This is a genomic window from Streptomyces caniscabiei (assembly GCF_014930365.1).
GTDB classification, from domain to species: Bacteria; Actinomycetota; Actinomycetes; order Streptomycetales; family Streptomycetaceae; genus Streptomyces; species Streptomyces caniscabiei.
Genome location: NZ_JABXWI010000010.1, coordinates 16,371 through 37,855, shown reverse-complemented (window position 1 = coordinate 37,855; position 21,485 = coordinate 16,371). Strand labels below are relative to the sequence as shown.

Here is a 21,485-nt window from a genome sequence, read left to right as displayed (position 1 = left end):
CATCATGAGGGGCTCCATAGACGGCCTCGGCTCCTCGCACCCCATCGCCACCATGCTCCCCGCCGTGTTCGCCGACGACGACCTCGCCCAACGCTTCATCGGCGGCCTCGACGACGTCCTCGCCCCGATCCTCTCCGTCCTCGACTGCCTGGACTCCTACTTCACGCCGTCCCTCGCCCCCGTGGACTTCACCCAGTGGCTCGCCGGCTGGGTCGGCGCCGAGACGGACGGCACGGAGCCGGAGGACCGCCTGCGCGCCGCGGTCGCCGCCGCCGCGTACCTGCACCGGGTGCGCGGCACCCGGCGCGGCCTGTCCGAGGCGGTGCGTCTGGTCTTCGGCGTGACCCCGGAGATCACCGAGAGCGGCGCCGCCACCTGGGACGCCCGCCCCCTCGGCCCGGTCCCGGGCGAACCCCGCCCGCGCCTGCACGTGGCCCTGCGCCTGCCCGACCCCACCCCGGCGGACGAACACCGGCTGGACAGCCTCGTCGCCGCCGCCCGCCCCGCCCACATGCCGTACACGGTCCAGGTGACCGCCGCCGAAAGGATCCCCGAGAGATGACCAGCCCGACCCCCGGCACCGGCCAGGCCCAGAGCTGCGCCGAATGCGGAACCCGCGGGGAGCCCGGCCAGTCCTTCTGCGACGCCTGCGGCGCGGTACTCGGCTGGTCCGGCACCGGCGCCGCCAGGAGCGAGGCCGCGCCCGCGACGGGCGACGCCCCGGCCGACGGCACCCGCACGCCGGACGCGCCCCCGAACCGCCCCGCCCCCGCGGTCGCGCCCGGCCCCGGCCACCCGAGCCCCGAAGCCCCAGCTCCCGCGCCGGCGCCGGCTGCCGCGGCGGCCACCACGCCGACCCCGGCGGGCGCCGACCGCCCCGCCACCGGCGGCGAACCCGGCTGGGACGCCTTCGCCCACCCGGGCGCCGGAACCGGCACGGCCCGCACCGCACACGACACGGCCCAGGCTGGAACGGCCCCGGCGGGTACGGCCCCGGCCGCCGCCACCGGCGTACGCGACCCGGACCCCGGCACGACGGCTCACCCGGACGCACCCTCCCCCGCCACCGCCCACCACGCGACCGCCCCGGCGACCCCCGCCGCTCCCGCCGCTCCCGAGGCCCGGACCCAGCCCCAACCCCAGATCCAGCCCCCGGTCCAGCCCCAGGCCCAGGCCCACCCGGTGGCGGCCCCCCACCCCCACCCCGGCGACGAGGACCCCACCACCCCCCTCCCCACGCACCCCTCCCCGGCGCCCGCCGCTCCCGCGCCCTCCGCCGCCGACCGGGCCAGGTCCCTCCTGGTCCCGGTGGCCGACCCCGAGCCCCGCGCGCCCGCGGAGCCGGCCGTCGCCCCCGTGCTGCCGGGCCGCCCCGATGTGCAGCGCCCTCAAGTCCGCGCCCCGCAGCCGGAGTTCGGCACCGAGGGCGGTGTGCCCTGCCCGTGGTGCGGGACCCCCACCCGGCCCGACCGGCACTTCTGCGCACGCTGCGCGATGCCGATGGCCGGCCGTACGGAGGCACCGGCCCGGCTGCCGTGGTGGCGCCGGGTGCTGACCGGCCGCAACACCGAGACCCCGTGGGCGGGCGACCGCCCCCGGCTGCGCCGCGGCTTCGGCCAGATCCTCAGCTGGCTGGTCGGCGCCCTCGTCCTGACCCTGATCGTCACCCTCGCCTTCCAGGCCGACGACGCCTACCAGGCGACCCGTGACCACTTCGCCAAGCGCGCGTCGGTCGTCCCGGACAGCTTCAAGGCGTCCCGTTCGTTCCCCGGCCACAAGCCGCAGCTGGCCTTCGACACCTACAGCAACACGTGGTGGGGTCCGGGTGTCACCCAGTCCGGCGAGGGCGAGTGGATCGAGGCCCGCTTCGAGGAGCCGACGCGGCTGCTCGACGTGGTCATCACCCCGGGCGTCTCCAAGAACGCGGACCAGCGTGCGGAGTCGGCGCGCCCGCACCGTATCGAGGCGAAGATCACCGCAGCCGACGGTTCGGTCTCCACCAAGACCCTCGTCCTCGACCAGAGCGCCGGCGGCCAGCGCCGCAAGTTCCGGGTCGGCGAGGCGGAGACCGTCCGCTTCACCGTCCTCTCCGCCTACGGCGCCGACGCCAAGAAGCAGGTCGCGATAGCCGAGATCGAGTTCTTCGGCCGCTCGGGCGGCACCAGCTGAGACCCGGCGCGGCCACCTAGGGCCTGTCGTTTGGATCATGCCGACTGCGGGCGACGGCTCCTGATAGCTGCTGGTGAGCGGGGCGTGGCGCGTGCAGCTGCAAGGCGGAGGAGGGAGTCAACGCGGAGCGTTGGGGACTGACGACAACGCGGCAGATGCGCGTGCCACGCCCCGCGGCCCAGGCGTGATCCAAACGACAGGCCCTAGCCGCCCGCCCCGTCACGTGACGATCGCCAAGGCCCCTCCTAGGGTGGGCACTTCGGACGTGAGAGGGGCGGGCGGTGGGCATGGGAGCGGACCAGCCGGTGGGTGCCGAGGTCGTGGCGGAGGTGCGGCGCGTCTTCCATGACGGGCTGCTGAGCGGGAAGTCGGCGTTCGCGCCGGAGACGGACGCCTGGACCGAGGCGACGGCATCGGATCTGCGCGCCCGTTTCGTGGACCGGCCGGACCAGTCGTCGGACACGTTCCTGGTCAAGCTGAGCCGCCAGCTCGACGGCGCACCGGCCGCCACGATCGTCCTGGCGGCCGAACTGCTCTTCGTGAACATGGCCCCGCTGAAGCCCGAGCAGATCGGCCTCAGGAAGAAGCTCCAGATCCTCGGCGAGGTCGTCTCCTGGGCCGGCCTCGACCGTCTGGCGACCCCGGAACACATGGAGCGGGGCCTGACGGGGTTCCTCAACGGCGGCCAGGGCTTCCTCAACTACCGCTGGGCGCAGTTCCAGATCCTGGTCCTGCTGGTGGAACGGCTCGCGGGCCTGCCCCACGCCGAGCGCGCGGCCGTGCTGCGCGACCCGTGGCGGTTCCGCGAGGAGTGCCTGGACGTCCAGCGCTCCGTGGGCCACAAGAAGGGCCGCGCGCAGATCCACGTCCTGCTGTACTGCCTCTTCCCCGACGTCTTCCAGCCGATCGCCAGCGCCCACCACAAGCAGGAGATCGTCAAGGCGTTCACCGACGAACTGCCGGAGGTCACCGGCGACGACGACCGCGACCTGCTGGAGCTGCGCAGGGTCCTGGACGCGCGCAGCGGGGAGCGGGTGTGGTTCTACGCCGACCCCTGGGTGGGCCGGTGGCGGCACACCGCCGTCGAGCACGAGCAGCGGGGCTGGCTGGTGCGCGGCTTCAACGTCGACGGACGCAACTTCGTGCCGGACTGGCTGGAGCGGGGCTACTGCTCGGTGTCCTGGAAGGAGCTGCCGGACATCCCGGCGGGCACGGCCAAGCAGGAGATCCAGCGGACCGTGCTGGACGGACTCCCCGACGACGGCACCCAGTCGCGCGGACAGTCCGTGTACCAACTGCACGCCTTCCTCACGCTGATACAGCCCGGCGACCTGGTGGCCACCGTGACCGCGGACGAGGTCCACGTCGGTACGGTCGAGGGCCCGGCGGTGTACGACACCTCGGACGGCCTCGACAACGCGCGGCGGCTGCCGGTGCGCTGGGCCACCGCCGAACGGCCGCTGAGGCGCGCGGAGCTGCCCCAGGCCGTGCAGAGCCGTCTGACCCGGCCCCCCACGGTGTACGACATCAGCAGCGTGGCCGCGGAACTCGCGGAACGGGCCAACCTGGAGGGCAGCGTCGCCGAACCGCTGATCACGGCCGATGTCACCAAGCCCCTCGAACTGCCGCCCGTGACACAGGATTTGGCCGACCAGCTGTTCATGCCCCTGCCCTGGCTGGCGGAGACCGCCCAGCAGCTCCAGGAGCAGCGCCAGCTCGTGTTCCACGGACCGCCCGGTACCGGCAAGACCTATCTGGCCCGGGCCCTGGCCAGGCATCTGGCGGGACCGGACCGGGTGGAGCTCGTCCAGTTCCACCCCTCCTACACCTACGAGGACTTCTTCGAGGGCTTCCGCCCGGTACCCGGCGAGGGCGCGGCGGGCGGCTCGGGCTCGGTGGTGTTCGACGTCGTCCCGGGCCCGTTGAAACTGCTGGCCGAGCGGGCGCGGAAGGACCCGGCCAACCCGTACGTCCTGATCGTCGACGAGATCAACCGGGCCAACCTGGCGAAGGTCTTCGGTGAGCTGTACTTCCTGCTGGAGTACCGCGACGAGCCGGTCACCACCCAGTACAGCCCGCACGACCCGTTCCATCTGCCGGGCAATCTGTTCCTGGTCGGCACGATGAACACGGCGGACCGGTCGATCGCCCTCGTCGACGCGGCGATGCGCCGCCGCTTCGCCTTCCGCCGGCTCTCCCCCGAACGGCCCCCGGTGCACGGCCTCCTGGACCGCTGGCTGCGCCACCACAAGCTGTCGGAGCTGCCCGCCCGCCTGCTGGACGAGCTCAACCGCCGCCTCGGCGACGCGGACCGCGCCATCGGCCCGTCGTACCTGATGAAGCCCGGCGCGGACCGCCCCGAGGTGCTCGACCTGATCTGGCGCACCCAGATCCTGCCTCTGCTGGAGGACCAGGAGTACGGCACGGGGGTGAACGTCGAGGAGGAGTACGGTCTGGCCGCCCTGCGCGCGGCGCTGGGCTCATGACGACGGCGCTCCCCGGAGGCGGAGCGGGAGCCGGAGCCGGGGCGGGAGCCGGAGCGGCGGGAACCGGACCCGGGGCGAGAGCGGGAGCCGGAAAGGCCGCCGCTCCCTCCCTCCGGCTCACCGTCGACGAGACCGGGCCCGGCGCCGTGCGGGAGCTGACGGCCGACCAGGTCGCGGGGCTGCTGTCGGCCCCCGGTGCCGTACGGCTGACCCCGGCCCCCGGCGGTCGCTGGCGGGTGGCGGGGAAACAGAAGGTGGGCCTGGTCCGGCTGCGCACTCCGGCGGGCGAGGCGATCGAACTGCTGCTGCGGCCCAAACTCCCGGTCCGTGACCTGCTGTTCATGCTCTCCCACTCGCCCACCGACCCCTGGCACGCCGAACGGGAGCAGGTCACCGCGGCGACGGCGGACGAACTGCTGCCCGCCCTCGCGGACCTCCTGGCCCGGGTCGCGCGCCGCACCCTGGAGTCCGGCGTCCTGCACGGCTATCGCACGGTCGAGGAGGACCTCCCGCTGATCCGGGGCCGGGTCCGGACGGCGGACCAGCTCCGCCGCGTGGGCCTGCCCCTCCCGGTGGCCGTCCGCTACGACGACCACACCCCGGACATCGCGGAGAACCGTCTGCTCCTGGCCGCCCTCCGGCTGGCCGCCCGGCTGCCGGGTGTGCCCGCCCGCACCCGCTTCGCCCTGCGCCACCTCGGCGACCACCTGCGCGGGGTCCGCCTCCTCCACCCGGGCGCACCGCTCCCCCGCTGGACCCCGACCCGGCTCAACGCCCGTTACGCCCCGGCGCTCCGCCTGGCGGAACTGCTCCTCAGCCACCGTTCTGTCGCGCCGGAGGGCGGGACCCCACTCCCCACCGACGGCTTCCTGCTGGACATGCCGGCGGTCTTCGAACGGTTCCTGACCGTGACCCTCACCGCGGCCCTCGCCCGCCACGGTGTGCGCTGCGCCGCGCAGGAGACGCACCACCGGCTGGACGAGGCCGCCCGTGTCCCGTTCCGCCCGGACCTGGTCCTCTACCGGGGCGGCCGGCCCGTCTCGGTGGCGGACGCGAAGTACGCGTACGTCACCCCCGCCGCCCCGCCCACGTCCCACCTCTACCAGCTGCTCGCCTACTGCACGGCCCTCGGCCTCCCCCACGGCCACCTGATCTACGCGGCCGCCACCCCCGCCGCCGGCCTCGGCCCCGCGCCGCACGTCGTCCGCCGGTCCGGCATCACCGTCACCGCCCACACCCTCGACCTCGCCGTGCCGCCCGCCACGCTCCTCGCGGACGTCACGACCCTGGCCGAACGCATCGCCGGTGAACAGATCGCCGGTGAACGCGTCGCCCCGGGGCGGACCGCCACCGCCCCCGCACCCGACTGACTCCCCCCACCCCTCCCGGAGACCCCATGCTGCGCGGCATCGACGTCAGCTCCTACCAGCCCTCCTCGTACGACACCACCGGCCTCTCCTTCGTCTTCGTCAAGGCCACCGAGGGGCGCTCGTACACCAACCCCAAGCTCGCCGCCCAGACCAGGACCGCCCGCGAGGCGGGCCTGGTCGTCGGCTTCTACCACTTCCTCTGGCCGGGCAACCTGACCGCCCAAGCCGAGTACTTCGTCAGCAAGGCGCCGGAGCGGGCGGGTGACATCCTGGCCGTCGACTGGGAGACGACGGGCGAGGGCACCCACGCCACCAACGCCGAGAAGGACCGCTTCCTGCGCACCCTGAAGAAGCTCCGCCCGAACCACCGGGTGATCCTCTACTGCAACCGCCACTACTGGCTGACCGTCGACGCCACGTCCTACGCCGCCGACGGCCTCTGGATCGCCGACTACGTCACCGCGGGCAAACCCCGCATCAAGGCCAAGTGGCGCTTCCACCAGTACACCGACAACCCCCTGGACAAGAACGTGGCGGACTTCCCGACCCGCGCCGCCCTGCGGGAGTGGGCCGGCGGCTGACGGGCCCCGCCGGTCCGTGGTGGTGGACTAGCCCCGGAAGTCCGGTGTCCGTTCCCGGGATGCCTCGGCGAGGGCCTTGGTCACTGCCTCGGTTCCGGCCTGGAGGCCGTAGACGGGGGTGTCGGGCTGCTGGCGCCAGGAGTCGTCGAGGCCGCCGGCGTCGACGGTGTCGAAGCCGAGTTCGTCGATGAGGGAGCGGATCTTCTTCTTGGCCGCCTCGTCGTCGGCGGCGACGGGGAGGGCCATGCGGTCGGGGGCTCCGGCGGGGCGGTGGCGGTCGAGGATGTCCTGGGCGTAGGTGCCGTTGAAGGCCTTGACGACCGTGTGGCCCAGCTGCTGTTCGATCCAGCGGCTCTCGGTGAGGCCGTCGTCCTCGATGGCGGCGATCCTGCCGTCGCGCTGCTGGGGGTAGTAGTTGTTGGTGTCGATGACGGCGACACCGTCGGCCGCCTCGGCCAGGAGGCCGGACGGCAGGTCCGGGACCGCCTTCAGCGGGACCGTGACCACCACGACCTCGGCGCCGCGCGCCGCCTCCTCCACCGGGACGGGGGTCGCGCCCGTCTCCTCGGCCAGTGCGGTGAGGGTCTGCGGGCCCCGGGAGTTGGCGACGGAGACGTCGTGGCCGAGGGCGGTGAGCCGTCGGGTGAGGTTGCCGCCGATGTTGCCCGCGCCGATGATGCCGATCTTCATGTCAGGCCACCTTAATTTTGATGCATACGCATGTATTGCTGGGCTCAACCCCCGTCCGTTCTTCGCTATTCCCCCTCCACCATCCCCCCGCCCCGGCACGACGAAGGGGCGCCCCCGTCGCACATGACGGAGAACGCCCCTCGGCCGCTCGGCTCACTTGTTCAGGTGGGCCCAGAACTCGTCGAACGACAGGAGCTTGTCGCCGTTGAGGTCGCGGGTGCGGATGATGACCTCCGCCACGGACTCGGTGACGTTCCAGTCGCCTTCCTGGGCCAGGGCGGTCTTGAACTCGGCGGCGGTGATGAACCCGTCACCGTCCGCGTCGATCCGCTGGAACTCCTTGCGCGCTGCCTCGATGTCCGCCACCGATCCGCCCCTTCTTGGTGCTCTGCCACTTCCGGGCAGTCCTGCCGACAGTCCTACTGACGCAGGTCAGATTAACCGGCCTCCCGAGCACGCAGTGCGGCGACCACCCACGCGAACTCCTCGGCGTGCGCCGACAGCGGCTCCAGGCCCCGCACCAGCGCGGCCGGCTCCCAGAACCGTTCGATCATGTCTGGGAGTCTGGGCCTTCCAGCGGGTGGAGACTCAAGGAGCACGGCGGCGATGGAGAGCTTGCGGGACATTCTGGACGCGGCGGCCGCGGGAGTCTTCCCGCCGGCGGACGGCGGTACGACGGTCGTCGCCCAGCACTCCCCCCGGGACGCAGGGGTCCTGTGTTTCACGGCGCACTCCGTCGTGTTCACGGACGAGGACCCGCGGTGGGTGCGCGAGAGCCTCGCGGCGACGGAGTGCGACGCGCTGTCCGCCAGCATGAACCCGCGCTTCCTCGCGGCCCTCATGGAGCGGACGGGCCGTACGTCCGAGACGATCGACGCGATGCTGGTCGCCTCGCCCCTGCCGGGCGAACCGCCGCTCCCGCTGCGGGAGATCGAGGACCCCGGGCACCCCCGGGTCGCGTACGCGCGGCTGCGCCGTGACGACGTACGGGTCTGGACGGTGGACGGCGGCGTCCTGACGACGGGCCGGGGGATCGCCGGGCGGCTGGAGGTCTCGGTCGAGGTGGACGAGGACGCACGGCAGCGGGGGCTGGGCCGGGCGCTGGTGCGCGCCGCACGCCATCTCGTCGCCGAGCCGCTGTGGGCGCAGATCGCACCGGGGAACGCCCGCAGCGTGCGGGCGTTCCAGTCGGCGGGCTACCGGCCGGTGGGCTCGGAGATCCTCCTCATCCCCCGACAGCCGCGCGGAGGCCGGTGACCGCGCGGGGGCCGGCGGGGCGGCCGTGTCAGTGCCAGGGCTCGTAGCGCGGGTTGCTCACGCACTCGCTCATCTTCTCGGTCTTGGTCTTCTTGTCGACCGGGCAGACGCCGATGATGAACTCCGTCCTGATGCCGCCGGGGAAGGCGACCTCGACCTGGTCGGCCCATTTGTGCTGGTCACCGATGGTCCTGTTGACGTCGACGCCGCCGGGGGCGTCGATGTAGTAGTTGTAGCCGGACTTGTACCAGGTCTTGTACAGGTCGTGGTCGTAGGTCGTGGAGACGTACGGCGAGGGCTGGTTGACCAGGACGTACTGTTCGATGTCGTACTGCCCGTCGATGACGTCCCTGGGGTGGAAGCCCTGCTCGAAGACGACGGCCGGGCCCCGGCTGTCGCTGCGGTAGAGCGTGCCGCAGGTCGTGCGCCAGACCGGCTCGGGGGTGATGCGCTCGACGTCCACACGGCGGTCGACGGCGGCGTGCACCGGGTCCTCGAACCGGGGGCAGGTGGGGGCGGCGGCCCGCGCGGACGCGGCGGCGGGCGTCGAGGCGGACGACTGTGCCGGGGCGGTCGCGGCGGAGGTCACGAGGACGGCGGAGAGGGACAGGACGACGGCGGCGGCCCGGCGCCGCACACGAGAAGTGATCATGCGAAGCACGATCTCGGCTGTGCGGCACCGGGCCGGGGACCCTCACTCGTACGGAGGCGTGTCAGCCCGCCCGGTTGTCCTGTGTCACCGGTAGGTGCCGGGGTGAGACCGCGAGTCGCCTGTCGTCACCGGAAGACGCCCGTGTGCCCGAGGGAGTAGCGGCCGGGCTGCGGGTACACCGCGAGGCCGTGCGGGCCGCTGCCGACGGGGACGCGGGCGAGCTGCTTCCCGGTGCGGGTGTCGATGGCGTACACCTCGGAGTCGTAGCGGCCGGAGAGCCACAGGACCTTGCCGTCGGCGGAGACACCGCCCATGTCGGGACTGCCCCCGTCGGGCAGGTGCCACTTCTCGGTCAGCTTGTCCTGGGTGAAGTCGAAGACCGAGACGGTGCCCTCGCCGCGGTTGGAGACGTACATCTCGCGGGAGTCCCGGCCGACGTAGAGGCCGTGGGTGCCCTTGCCGGTGGGCAGCAGCTTCGGCTCGTCGAACGTGTCGCCGTCGAGGACCCACATGCCGTCGGCCATCATGTCGGCGATGTAGAACCGCTTGCCGTCCGGTGAGATCTTCACGTCCTGTGGCATGGCCCCCTCGAACGGCAGCTTCAGCTGCCCGATCACCTTCATCCTCGCGGTGTCGACCTTGAGCAGTTCGCCGCTGAACTCGCAGGACACGATGAAGTACGTGCCGTCGAGCGAGAAGTCGGCGTGGTTGACGCCGTAGCAGGACACGGGCTCGGTCCTGATCCGCTTCATGGTGTGCGGGTCGCGGAAGACGAGTTCGCGGTCGAGGGAGGCCATGACGACGGCGTACTTGCCGTCGGGGGTGAAGTACAGGTTGTACGGGTCGTGCACCTCGACCGGCTTGCCCGCCTTGCCGGTCCTCGGGTCGATGGGGGTGAGGGTGTGGCCCCGGTTGTTGTTGACCCACAGGGTCTTCAGATCCCAGGAGGGCACGACGTGCTGGGGCTGGCGGCCCACCGGGATCGTCTCGATGATCTTGTACGTCTCCGGGTCGATGACGGAGACCGTGTCGGACTCGCTGTTCGGGACGTACACCCGGGACGGGAAGTCCTTGACCACCGGGGAGAGCCGGTTCGGGCGGTCGGCGGCGTAGACGTCCTCGGGGTCGAGCACGGGCGGCATGCCGCGCAGCCCCCGGACCGCCGGCCGCTGTTTCTTCTTCCGCTCGGCGGCCTCGGCCTCGGCGGCCCGGTCGGCTCGGGCGCGCTGCTCCTGCTCGGTGGTCCCGGCCTCGGAGCCGCACGCGGCCACGGCGGCGAGGACGGCGGCCGCGAGAAGGGCGCGCTGCACGAGGGTGCGCTGCTTGAGGGGGGTGCGGGGCGTGGTCACGCGACCTTTATAGGAAGGTTCGCCCCGAATACCGGCGATTCGCCCGATCGACGGAGGTGCGCGCGGAGGTCCGGCGGAGGCGCGGCACGGGTCCGCGCGGAGGTCCGGCGGAGGGGCTCTAGCGGTCCGCGACCCGCATCTCGAACCAGGTCGTCTTGCCTCGCGGCAGCAGGTCCACGCCCCATCGATCGGAGAGTTTGTCGACCAGGAACAGGCCGCGTCCGCTGATGTCCATCTCCTGGACCGGGATCAGACAGGGCAGCCCGCGCGAGGGATCGCGGACTTCGACGCGGATCCAGCCCGGTCGGCGGCGCATACGGAGTCCGAAGACGCGGGCGCCGGTGTGCCGCACGGCGTTGCCCACGAGTTCGGAGACGAGTAAGACCGCGTCCTCGGTCATCTTCGGCGACAGGCGCCACTGGCGCAGGACGACGACCTGGGCGAGCCGCCGCGCGGTGGCCGCGGATTCGGGACGGGACGGGAGCGGAACCTCTCCCTCGGTGGGGTTGCCGAACAACTCCAGTGCCTTCTGCGCCCGTTCGTCCTCGATCGCAGGTGACCAACGCGCCGCGGTCGCACTCCCGTGCCGCCGCGGCTGTTCGATACCCTCCAGCCCCGCCATGCCCCCATCATGGCCGCCCAGAGCCCCCCGCGGGGCCGTTCCGCAGGAATACAACCCCCGGAACCAACCATTCCGGGGGTTTCGGTTGACATATGCCAGTGGCAGCAACCTGGCTGCCGCAGCCCGTCCGACCTGCGCGAACCGGCTGAACTTCGGTCAGGGTGAGGCCTCTTGGGCCCGCCGCCCTTAAGGCTGCCTTAAGGCTCGGACAAACCGCTCCTTCGGGGGACGCGGGTAAGACACGGCGTCAACTGCAAGAGGATCAGGAGAACTTGTCCACCGGATTCCGGGGAGCGCCGACCGGGCCCGCACGGCGTGACGGCAGGGCGTGACGACCCCGGTGCCGCCGCCGTCAGACGAACTTCGCCTTGCCCGGCCCCTCCTCCACGAAGCTGCGCATCCCGCGCTCCCGGTCCTCCGTGGCGAACAGCCCCGCGAACCAGTTCCGCTCGATCGCGAGCCCGGTCTCCAGGTCGGTCTCCAGGCCCGCGTCGATCGACTCCTTGGCGGCCCGCAGCGCGATCGCCGGACCCCGCGCCAGCCGGGCGGCCCACTCGTGCGCGGCGGAGTACACCTCGTCGGCCGGGACGACCTTGTCCACCAGGCCGAGCGTGAGGGCCTCGTCCGCCTTGACCATCCGGCCGGTGAAGATCAGGTCCTTGGCCCTGGAGGGGCCGACCAGGCGGGACAGGCGCTGGGTGCCGCCCGCGCCCGGGATCACCCCGAGCAGGATCTCCGGCTGGCCGAGCTTCGCGTTCTCCCCGGCGATCCGGTAGTCCGCGCACAGCGCCAGCTCGCAGCCGCCGCCCAGGGCGTAGCCGGTGACGGCCGCGACGACCGGCTTGGGGATCCGGGCCACGGCGCTGAAGGAGTCCTGGAGGGCGCGGGACCGGGCGACCATCGCCGCGTGGTCCATGGCCTGCATCTCCTTGATGTCCGCGCCGGCCGCGAACACCTTCTCTCCTCCGTAGAGGACGACGGCACGTACGTCGTCCCGGTCCGTCGCCTCCTCGGCGAGTTCCTTGAGGCGGTCCTGGGTCGCGATGTCCAGGGCGTTCATCGGGGGGCGGTCGAGGCGGATGGTGCCCACGCCTTCGGCGACTTCGAGATGCACGGTCATGCTCCGCAGGTTAACCGCCACTAACGGCGACGGCCCCGGTGCCGTACATCACACCGGGGCCGTGCGTCAGTTCCGCGGGTTCTCAGGCGGTGGCGGTCACGCCTTCCACTTGTCCCACGACATGTTCCAGCCGTTGTAGCCGTTGTCCGGGTCGACGATCCGGTCGTTGGAGTTCTTGACGACCACGACGTCACCGACCATCGAGTTGTCGAAGAACCAGGCGCCCGGCGCCTTCCGGTCCCAGCCGCCGCGGGTGTCGCGCAGGCCGATGCAGCCGTGGCTGGCGTTGTAGTTGCCGAAGGCGTCGCCGCCCCAGTAGTTGCCGTGGATGAAGGTGCCGGAGTTGGTCAGCCGCATGGCGTCCGGCACGTCCTTGATGTCGTACTCGCCGCCGTAGCCGACGGTTTCGCCGTTCATCCGGGTCACGCTCAGGCGCTCACTGATGACCATCTGGCCGTTCCAGGTCTCCATGCCGGGCTTGCCGGTGGTGACCGGGATGGTCTTGACCACCTTGCCGTCCCGCTCGACCTTCATGGTGAGCTTCTTGACGTCGACCGTGGAGACCTGGCTGCGGCCGATGGTGAAGGAGATCTTCTTGCTCTGCTCGCCGTAGACGCCGTCGCGGCCCTCGACACCGTCGAGGTTGAGGTCGACGGTGACCTTCGTGCCGGCCTTCCAGTACTTCTCCGGGCGGAAGTCGATGCGGTCGTTGCCGAACCAGTGGCCCTCGACCTCGACGGCCGGCTCGGTCTTGATGGTGATGGCCTTCTCGACGTCCTTCGGCGCGGTGATGCCCCGGGTGAAGCGGACCGAGAACGGCATGCCGACGCCGACCTTCGAACCGTCCTCGGGGGTGAAGATGCCGACGAAGGTGTTCTGCGGGGTCAGCGTGGTGAAGGACGAGTCCTCGGCCGCCTCACGCCCCTCGGAGTCCTTCGCGACGGCGTGCACCTTGTACTCGGTGGCCGAGTTGAGGTGGATGGACGGCTTCCAGCTGGAGCCGTCCGCGGCTATCTCACCGGCGATCTTCTCGCCCTTGTCGTTCTCGACCGTGACCTCGGACAGCTTGCCCTTGGCAGCCGTCACCTTGAGGGCGCCGCTGGTCGCCACGGCGTCGGCGCCGTTCTTCGGGGCGATGGAGACCACCGCTTCCGAGGGCCCGGTGGCCCCCGCCTTGTCGGAGGCGGCCTTGCCGGAGCCCTTCCCCTTGTCGCCGCCGGAGCCGGAGTCCGAGTCCCCGCCGCCGCACGCGGTGACGGCGAGCAGCATCAGGACCGGCAGCATGGCCAGGGCCCCCTTGCGCCGCCGTGTCCGCGCGCCAACCGACGCCCCCGATATCGGTCGCCCGTTCAACTCTCTGTTCTCCCCTCGCACGGCCTGAGCAGGCCCGCACCCCAACGCGCAGCGTGCGCGTCCGCACGTACATTAACCAGATGATCGGGATGATTTGGCCTCGGTGAATGTCACCGTTCAGTCCCAAGTTGAATCATCACGCGCGCTCCCCCTGCCGGTGCCGGGCGAGGTGTCATGTCGTCGCTATGTCGGTCTACTTCACCGCGGCACCCGCTTTCCATTCCTTCCACCCCATGTTCCACCCTCCGAGGCCATTGTCGGGAGCGACCTTTTTGTCGTTGCTGTTCACGACCTCGACGACGTCCCCGACGAGGCTGCGGTCGAAGAACCAGCCCGCGGGGGTGCCGGAGTCGCCGCCCTTCACATCGCGCAGGCCCACACAGCCGTGGCTGACGTTGGCCCGGCCGAAGGCGTCCGGGGCCCAGTAGTTGCCGTGCAGGAAGGTGCCGGAGGTGGTCAGGCGCATGGCGTGCGGGACGTCCGGGATGTCGTACTCGCTCTTGCCGTTCGCCTTCCGGAAGCCGACCGTGGCCCCGTTCATCCGGGTCACCTCCAGCATCTCGGTGACGACCATCTTCCCGTTGTACGTCGTGGTCCTGGGCGCCCCGGCGGTGACGGGCAGCGTGGCGAGCACGCCGTCGCCGCGTTCCACGCGCATGGTGTGCCGGGCCGCGTCGACCACGCTGATCTGGTGGCGGCCGACGGTGAACGAGAACGTCCGGTCCTGCTGGCCGTAGACGCCGGGCGCGCCCTCCACGTCCCGCAGCCGCAGGGCGACGGTGACCCGGGTGCCCGGCCTCCAGTACCGCTCGGGGCGGAAGTCGAGGCGGCCCCCGCCGAACCAGTGCGGGCGGACCTCGACGGCGGGCTCGGCGGTCACCTCGACGGCGCGTTCCACCGCCGCGCGGTCCTCGATCACCCGGTTGAACTCCAGGGAGACGATCATCCCGGTGCCGACGGTGGCCCGGTTCTCGGGCTTGGCGTACGCGATGAAGCGCTCGTCGGGGACGTGCGTGGTGAAGGTGACGTGCCGTGCCGAGCGCCGGCCGTGGCCGTCGAGGGCGACGGCGTCGACGGTGTACCGGGCGGCCAGCGCGAGCTTCGGTGAGCCGGTGGGGCGCCAGGTCAGCCCGTCGGCGGACATCCGGCCCGGCACGCGCGACTCCTGCGCGTCCTGGGACTTCACCACCTTGACGGACTCCAGGCGCCCACTGGGCACCCGTACTTCGAAGCGCTGCTCCGGGCGCACGCCCTTGCTGCCGTCCTCCGGAGTGACCCGGATCGTGTCGCCGGGAGCCTTTCCGCTGGTGAGCGGCGGTCCGGCGGAGCATCCGGCGACCCCGGCGAGCAGGCCGGCCCAGGTGAGCGCGGCGGCCAGGGCGGCCCCGGCGCGGCGCGCGTGCTTCTGTGCGTGGTTCACGTGCGGCCCAACGACGGCGCACGCCCCCGGGAAACGTGAGTGCGAGGCGTGCTCTGGGCAGAACCCTTGGGAGGACGACGCGATGGGGAGCGGTGACGGGACATCTCGCTCCCCTTCTCCGTCGCCCCACCGAGCCGCGGGAGGCCTGAGGTGTCGAGCGCAGCCGAGCAGGAGGAAGTACAGGGGACGCGGGGGGTGCCGGCCGCGCGGCCGGCCACCGAGCTGAACGGCGGCCGGCGTGCGGAGGCCGCGCCGGACCTCCGGCCCGTGTGGCCGGGGGCGTCGACACCGCTGGGCGCCCGGTTCCGGGTGGGCCCCGACGGGGTCGCCGGCACCAACTTCGCGCTGTGGGCGGGCGGGGCGGAGTCCGTCGAGCTGTGTCTGTTCTCGGCGGCGGGCGAGGAGACCCGGCTGAGGCTGACCGAGCTGACCCATGAGATCTGGCACGGCTTCGTGCCGGGCATCCTGCCGGGTCAGCGCTACGGCTACCGCGTGCACGGCCGCTGGGACCCGTGGACCGGCGCCCGCTGGAACCCGGCCAAGCTGCTCCTCGACCCGTACGCGCGTGCCGTGGACGGGGAGTTCGGGCTGCCGCCGGAGGTGTACGCGCACGTCCGGGACTGGCCGGAGCAGCGTGTCGCGGACACCGTGCGCGACGAACGGGACTCGGCGCCGCACGTCCCGAAGGGCGTCGTCGTCCACGATGACGACGACTGGGCGGACGACCGCCGCCCGAAGACGCCGTGGGCGGACTCGGTCATCTACGAACTGCACGTACGCGGCTTCACCATGACCCACCCCGGCATCCCGGAGGAGCTGCGCGGCACCTACGCCGGTCTCGCGCACCCCGCCGCGATCGAGCACCTGGTGCGGCTGGGGGTGACGGCGGTGGAGCTGCTGCCCGTGCACCAGTTCGCCCACGAGGACCATCTGCTGCGCCGTGGCATGCGCAACTACTGGGGCTACAACTCGATCGGCTACTTCGCCCCGCACGCGGCGTACGCCTCGTCGGGCACGACCGGGCAGCAGGTCGGGGAGTTCAAGCGGATGGTGCGGGCACTGCACGCGGCCGGCATCGAGGTCGTCCTCGACGTGGTCTACAACCACACCGCCGAGGCCGACGAGCGCGGCCCGAGCCTGTCGCTGCGCGGCATCGACAACCGGGGCTACTACCGCCTGCAGAACGACGCGCGGCGCTACGCCGACTACACGGGCTGCGGGAACACCCTGCACGTGGTCCAGCCGCACGTGCTGCGTCTGATCACGGACTCGCTGCGCTACTGGGTGACGGAGATGGGCGTCGACGGCTTCCGCTTCGACCTGGCGGCGGCGCTCGCCCGCTCGATGCACGACGTCGACATGCTCTCCCCGTTCCTCGCGGTCATCGCCCAGGACCCGGTGCTGCGGCGGGTGAAGCTGATCGCCGAGCCGTGGGACGTGGGCTCCGGCGGCTACCAGGTCGGGGCGTTCCCGCCGCTGTGGACGGAGTGGAACGACCGCTACCGGGGCGCGGTCCGGGACTTCTGGCGGGGCGCGTTGCCGGACGTACGGGACCTCGGCTACCGCCTGTCGGGGTCGAGCGACCTGTACGCCTGGGGCGGCCGCAGGCCCTACGCCTCGGTCAACTTCATCACCGCGCACGACGGTTTCACCCTGCGCGACCTGGTGTCGTACGAGCGCAAGCACAACGAGGCGAACGGGGAGGGCAACCGGGACGGCTCGGACGACAACCGGTCCTGGAACTGCGGCACCGAGGGCGAGACGGACGACGAGCGCGTACGGGCGCTGCGGCGACGCCAGTTGCGGAACCTGTTGACGACGCTGCTGCTGTCCACGGGCGTGCCGATGCTGGTCGCCGGCGACGAACTGGGCCGCACCCAGGGGGGCAACAACAACGCGTACTGCCAGGACAACGAGATCAGCTGGATCGACTGGGGCCTGCTGGAGGACCCCGCATGGAAGGCCCTCTTCGATCTCACGTCCCGGCTGATCGCGCTCCGCCACGCGCACCCTGTCCTGCGCCGCCGGGCCTTCTTCTCCGGCCGCCCCCACTCGGCCGACGGACTGCGGGACCTGGCCTGGTTCACCGCCCGCGGCACCGAGATGACCGAACGGGACTGGTACGCACCGGCCGCCACGCTCGGCATGTATCTGTCGGGGCGGGACATCCCCGGCCGGGACGCCCGGGGCGCGCCCGTCCTGGACGACAGCTTCCTCACCGTCCTGCACGCCGGCGACCGCCCGGTGAGCTTCGTCCTGCCGGGCACGCCGTGGGCCGGGCGCTACGAGGTGGTCGTCGACACCTCCCGGGAGGAACAGCGGGAGGGGCCGGGGGTGGTGCACCGGGCGGGGGAGGCGGTGACGGTGCCGGCGCGGTGTGTGCTGTTGCTGCGGGTACGGGACTGAAGGGGGTGGTCGTAGGTCTCAGGACGGAGCGCGGTCCGGCCAAAACTCGGTGGGCGATGTCAGTGGCGATCCGTAGGCTCGCTGCTGATGCCCACGACACGTGCAACCGCAGAGGAACCCGACCGGACCGAGGAACCGGGGGCGGCCTCCGGGCCCGCCGAACCCGAGCGGGCCGAGACGCCCGGGAAGTCCGCGGGGCGGTCCGCCGTACGGACGCTGCTGAGGCTGTGGCCGTATGTGCGGCCCGTGCGGGTACGGCTGTCCGTCGCCGCGGTGGTCGCGATCGTCGCCTCCCTCGTGGGCCTGTTCATCCCGCTGGTCCTGAAGTGGCTGGTGGACGGCCCGGTCGCCGACCGGGACCCGGCCGGTGTGTGGCTCGGCGCGCTGTACCTGCTGCTGCTCGGGCTCGCCGAGGCCCTGCTGTTCGGCTTGCGGCGCTGGCTCGTGGCGCGGCCCCTCGCGGGCGTCGAGGCGTCGATGCGCGCGGATCTCTACCGCCATCTGCAGCGCCTCCCGGTCGCCTTCCACGACCGCTGGGCCTCCGGCCAGCTCCTGTCGCGCGGGACGACCGATCTGATGCTGCTGCGGATGTTCCTCGCCTTCCCGCTGACGTTCCTGCTGGTCAACGCGGTGACCATCGTCGTCGGTGTGATCATCATGCTCGCCCAGGACTGGACGCTGGGGCTCGTCATCCTCGGGCCCGTGGTCCCGGTGATCGTGACCTGTGTCGTCTTCGAGCGGAAGTACAACGCCGTCGCCCGCCTCGCGCAGGACCAGGTCGGCGACCTGACGACGGTCGTCGAGGAGAGCGTGCTCGGCATCCGGATCGTCAAGGGTTTCGGACGGCACCGCAGCCAGGCGCGCGCGTTCCGTGAGCTGTCCCGGACGCTGCGCGGCACGGAACTGCGCAAGGCCCGTCTCCTGTCGGCGATCTGGGGCGTCATCATCACCCTCCCCGAGATCGCGATCGGCGCGGCGCTCGTCCTTGGCGTCGTCCAGGTCGCCGACGGCGTGCTGTCGGCGGGCACCCTGGTCGCCTTCCTGTCCACCGCGCTGGCGCTGCGCTGGCCCGTCGACTCGATCGGCTTCCTGCTGGCGATGAGCCAGGAGGCGGCGACGGCGACCGAGCGGTACTTCGAGGTGATGGACGAGAAGCCGGAGTCGTCGACGGCACCTGCCGGCGCGCGGCGCCCCCTCCACGACAGCGCCACCGGTACCGGTACCGCGCAACAGGGCGGGCTCCGCTTCCACGACGTCACGTTCCGCTACCCCGACGCCGGTCCCGACACGGCCCCCACCCTCGACCGCGTCACCTTGCACATCCGGCCGGGCGAGTCGATGGCCCTGGTCGGCGCGACGGGCTCCGGCAAGACCACCCTCACCGCCCTCGTCCCCCGGCTGCACGAGGTGACGTCCGGCCGTATCACGCTGGACGGCGACGACATCACCGAGATGGACCGGGACACCCTGCGCTCCCTGGTCGCCGTGGCCTTCGAGGAGCCCACCCTGTTCTCGGCCACCGTCGGCGAGAACGTCCTGATGGGCGCCCCGCCGGACGCGGGCGAGCCCGAGCTGGACCGCGCCCTGGCCATCGCCCAGGCCGAGTTCGCGCACGCGCTCCCGCAGGGCACGGCCACCCAGGTCGGCGAGCAGGGCCTCAGCCTCTCCGGCGGCCAGCGGCAGCGGCTGGCGCTCGCGCGGGCGGTGGTCGGCAGACCCCGCTTCCTCGTCCTCGACGACCCGCTCTCCGCGCTGGACGTGCACACGGAGGCCGCGGTGGAGGCCGCGCTGCGCCGCGTGCTCGCGGAGACGACCGCGCTGATCGTGGCCCACCGCCCGTCGACCGTACTGCTCGCCGACCGGGTGGCCCTGCTCTCCGGCGGCCGCGTCACGGCCGTGGGCACACACCAGGAACTGCTGCGCACCAACACCGAGTACGCGCATCTGATGTCCGGCACCGAGGAGGACGAGCGATGACGGCGCCCCTGACCACCGCGCCGGGCAAGGAACCGAACGAGGAGCCGGACGGCGTGGCGAACGGGCAGTCGGCGGGCCGGGCGGGCGGGACGACCTCCCTGGAGAAGGCGCCCGACGACGGCGACCAGTCCACCACCGCGCCCCCCACACACCAGGCCCCCGTCGACGACCCCTTCGACCACGACGACCTCCCCACTCCCCCGGGCGCCACCCTCGCTCTGCTGCGCTCCCTGCTCGCGCCGATGCGGGCCCGGGTGGTCGTGGCGAGCGTGCTGCTCCTGCTCCAGCAGGCCGCGGTGCAGGCGGGCCCGCTGCTGGTGGCGTACGCCATCGACAGTGCCGTACCGGCGCTCCGGGACGGCCGGCACGGGCCGCTGATCGCGGTGGGGGCCGGCTATCTGGCGTGCGCGCTGGCGGCCGGCGGGCTGCAGTTCCTGTTCATCGGGGCGTCCGCCCGGGTGAACCAGGACGTGCTGCTGGATCTGCGCGGCCGGATCTTCCGGCACGCGCAGGCGCTGAGCATCGACTTCCACGAGCGGTACACCTCGGGCCGGCTGATCTCCCGGTCCACCACGGACGTCGAGTCGCTGCGCGAACTGCTCAACGAGGGCCTCCAGGAACTCATCGGCGTGATCCTCGCCTTCGTCTACATCTCGGCGATGCTGCTCTGGCTGGACCTGGGGCTCGGCGCGGCGGCGCTGGCGTCGTTCGTGCCGCTGTACGGATTCGTGCGGATGTACCAACGGCGTGCGGCGAGCGTCTACACCGCCCGGTCCAGCGCGATCGCCGCGGTGATCGTGAAGTTCGCGGAGACGATGAACGGGATCCGTCCGGTGCGGGCGTTCCGCCGGGAGGCCGCGAACGACGCCGAGTTCGGCGCCCTGAACCGGCACCACGAGCGCACGAACGGCGACGCGATCCTGGAGATGGCCCGCTATGTGGTCTGCTCCCGGGTGGTCGCCAACATCACGGTCGCGGCGATCGTGCTCTGGGGCGCGTACCGGGTGGCGTCGGAGTCGCTGGCGCTGGGGGTGCTGGCGGCCGCGGTGCTGTATCTGCGGCGGCTGTACGACCCGATCGACCGGCTCGGCATGTTCCTCAACTCCTACCAGTCGGCGGCGGCCTCGCTGGAGAAGATCGCCGGCCTGCTGGCCCAGGCCCCGTCGGTCCCGGAGCCCGCCGAGCCGAAGGAGCTGCCGGTGGCGGACCGTGAACTCCCCGGCCGCGAGGTCGTGTTCGACGGGGTCCGGTTCGCGTACCGCACCGGCGGCGAGGTGCTGCCCCGCTTCGACCTCACCCTCGCGGCAGGCAGCACGGTGGCGGTGGTCGGCTCCACCGGCGCCGGCAAGTCGACCCTCGCCAAGCTGGTGGCCCGCTTCTACGACCCCTCGTCCGGGCGGGTCCTCCTGGACGGTGTCGATCTGCGCGACCTCTCGGTGCCCGAGCTGCGGCGCGGGGTGATCATGGTGACGCAGGAGTCGTTCCTGTTCTCCGGCACGGTCGCGGAGAACATCGCGATCGGCCGCCCCGACGCCGGCCGCGAGGAGATCGAGCGCGCCGCGAAGGCGATCGGCGCCCATGACTTCATCAGCGCCCTGCCCGACGGCTACGACACCGACGTACGCAAGCGCGGTGGCCGTATCTCCGCCGGTCAGCGCCAGCTCGTGGCGTTCGCGCGGGCGTTGCTGGCGAACCCGGCCGTCCTCATCCTGGACGAGGCGACCAGCTCGCTCGACATCCCGGGCGAACGGGCGGTGCAGCGCGCGATGGCGACGGTCCTGCGCGGGCGCACGGCCGTGGTGATCGCGCACCGCCTCTCCACGGTCGAGATCGCCGACCGGGTCCTGGTGATGGAGCACGGCCGCGTGGTGGAGGACGGCGCACCGGCGGACCTGATCGCCGGCACGGGCCGCTTCGCGGACCTGCACCGGGCCTGGCGGGACAGCCTGGCGTAGGGGCTGGAGAACCGGCCCGCAGGGCCGTTCTCCAGGGGCGCGGGGAACTGCGCGAGAAACCCCACCGGCCCGCACCCG

General features: G+C 72.2%; 17 protein-coding genes. 9 read left to right on the top strand and 8 right to left on the bottom strand.

Annotated features, from left to right (window positions below):
- The first annotated feature begins 4 nt into the window (after positions 1-4).
- From HW837_RS26460 to HW837_RS26440, 5 genes are all read left to right on the top strand, one after another.
- Positions 5-562: a phage tail protein gene (locus tag HW837_RS26460; RefSeq protein WP_045563258.1), complete on the top strand. Its 558-nt coding sequence runs from the start codon at positions 5-7 to the stop codon at positions 560-562.
- On the top strand, positions 559-2,169 hold the full coding sequence (locus HW837_RS26455; protein ID WP_193383460.1) for an NADase-type glycan-binding domain-containing protein: 1,611 nt from the start codon (positions 559-561) through the stop codon (positions 2,167-2,169). The genes HW837_RS26460 and HW837_RS26455 overlap by 4 nt, the downstream gene beginning before the upstream one ends.
- Positions 2,170-2,456: 287 nt before the next feature.
- Positions 2,457-4,655, top strand: a complete 2,199-nt coding sequence (locus HW837_RS26450; protein WP_193382672.1) for an McrB family protein — start codon at positions 2,457-2,459, stop codon at positions 4,653-4,655.
- Positions 4,652-6,025, top strand: a complete 1,374-nt coding sequence (locus HW837_RS26445) for an McrC family protein (protein ID WP_078853978.1) — start codon at positions 4,652-4,654, stop codon at positions 6,023-6,025. The genes HW837_RS26450 and HW837_RS26445 overlap by 4 nt, the downstream gene beginning before the upstream one ends.
- Before the next feature lie 26 nt (positions 6,026-6,051).
- On the top strand, positions 6,052-6,606 hold the full coding sequence (locus HW837_RS26440) for a glycoside hydrolase family 25 protein (RefSeq protein WP_045563255.1): 555 nt from the start codon (positions 6,052-6,054) through the stop codon (positions 6,604-6,606).
- Positions 6,607-6,633: 27 nt separating this feature from the next.
- On the opposite strand, the gene HW837_RS26435 is transcribed toward HW837_RS26440, so the two are convergent.
- Together HW837_RS26435 and HW837_RS26430 are read right to left on the bottom strand one after the other, a co-directional pair.
- Positions 6,634-7,332 (bottom strand): NADPH-dependent F420 reductase, encoded by a 699-nt coding sequence (locus HW837_RS26435; RefSeq protein WP_390623562.1) that lies wholly within the window; start codon positions 7,330-7,332, stop codon positions 6,634-6,636.
- A 117-nt stretch (positions 7,333-7,449) separates the two neighbouring features.
- Complete coding sequence (locus HW837_RS26430; RefSeq protein ID WP_045563253.1) at positions 7,450-7,662, bottom strand: EF-hand domain-containing protein; 213 nt, start codon at positions 7,660-7,662, stop codon at positions 7,450-7,452.
- A 240-nt stretch (positions 7,663-7,902) separates the two neighbouring features.
- Between HW837_RS26430 and HW837_RS26420 the strand changes: the two genes are divergently transcribed.
- The gene (locus tag HW837_RS26420) at positions 7,903-8,553 is read left to right on the top strand and encodes a GNAT family N-acetyltransferase (RefSeq protein ID WP_193382188.1); all 651 of its coding nucleotides are present in this window, start codon (positions 7,903-7,905) and stop codon (positions 8,551-8,553) included.
- A gap of 28 nt (positions 8,554-8,581) precedes the next feature.
- Here the strand turns inward: HW837_RS26420 and HW837_RS26415 are convergent, their stop codons facing one another.
- From HW837_RS26415 to HW837_RS26390, 6 genes are all read right to left on the bottom strand, one after another.
- On the bottom strand, positions 8,582-9,205 hold the full coding sequence (locus tag HW837_RS26415) for an ADP-ribosyltransferase (protein WP_193382187.1): 624 nt from the start codon (positions 9,203-9,205) through the stop codon (positions 8,582-8,584).
- A gap of 125 nt (positions 9,206-9,330) precedes the next feature.
- The gene (locus HW837_RS26410; RefSeq protein WP_193382186.1) at positions 9,331-10,554 is read right to left on the bottom strand and encodes a YncE family protein; all 1,224 of its coding nucleotides are present in this window, start codon (positions 10,552-10,554) and stop codon (positions 9,331-9,333) included.
- Positions 10,555-10,672: 118 nt separating this feature from the next.
- Positions 10,673-11,176 (bottom strand): ATP-binding protein, encoded by a 504-nt coding sequence (locus tag HW837_RS26405; protein ID WP_045563249.1) that lies wholly within the window; start codon positions 11,174-11,176, stop codon positions 10,673-10,675.
- A gap of 352 nt (positions 11,177-11,528) precedes the next feature.
- Positions 11,529-12,296, bottom strand: coding sequence for an enoyl-CoA hydratase/isomerase family protein (locus tag HW837_RS26400; protein WP_045563248.1), 768 nt, complete (start codon positions 12,294-12,296; stop codon positions 11,529-11,531).
- A gap of 96 nt (positions 12,297-12,392) precedes the next feature.
- Positions 12,393-13,649, bottom strand: coding sequence for a L,D-transpeptidase (locus HW837_RS26395; RefSeq protein ID WP_193382185.1), 1,257 nt, complete (start codon positions 13,647-13,649; stop codon positions 12,393-12,395).
- 193 nt (positions 13,650-13,842) lie between these two features.
- Positions 13,843-15,069 (bottom strand): L,D-transpeptidase, encoded by a 1,227-nt coding sequence (locus tag HW837_RS26390; protein ID WP_193382184.1) that lies wholly within the window; start codon positions 15,067-15,069, stop codon positions 13,843-13,845.
- Between the two features lie 150 nt (positions 15,070-15,219).
- On the opposite strand from HW837_RS26390, the gene glgX reads away from it, so the two are divergent.
- The 3 genes from glgX to HW837_RS26375 all read left to right on the top strand — a co-directional run bounded on the left by glgX (position 15,220) and on the right by HW837_RS26375 (position 21,407).
- A complete protein-coding gene (gene glgX, locus HW837_RS26385; protein WP_193382183.1) occupies positions 15,220-17,475 on the top strand; it encodes a glycogen debranching protein GlgX in 2,256 nt (751 codons plus the stop codon).
- An 87-nt stretch (positions 17,476-17,562) separates the two neighbouring features.
- A complete protein-coding gene (locus HW837_RS26380) occupies positions 17,563-19,452 on the top strand; it encodes an ABC transporter ATP-binding protein (protein WP_093792330.1) in 1,890 nt (629 codons plus the stop codon).
- Positions 19,449-21,407 (top strand): ABC transporter ATP-binding protein, encoded by a 1,959-nt coding sequence (locus HW837_RS26375; protein ID WP_045563243.1) that lies wholly within the window; start codon positions 19,449-19,451, stop codon positions 21,405-21,407. Before HW837_RS26380 ends, HW837_RS26375 begins: the two co-directional genes overlap by 4 nt.
- Positions 21,408-21,485 lie beyond the last annotated feature (78 nt).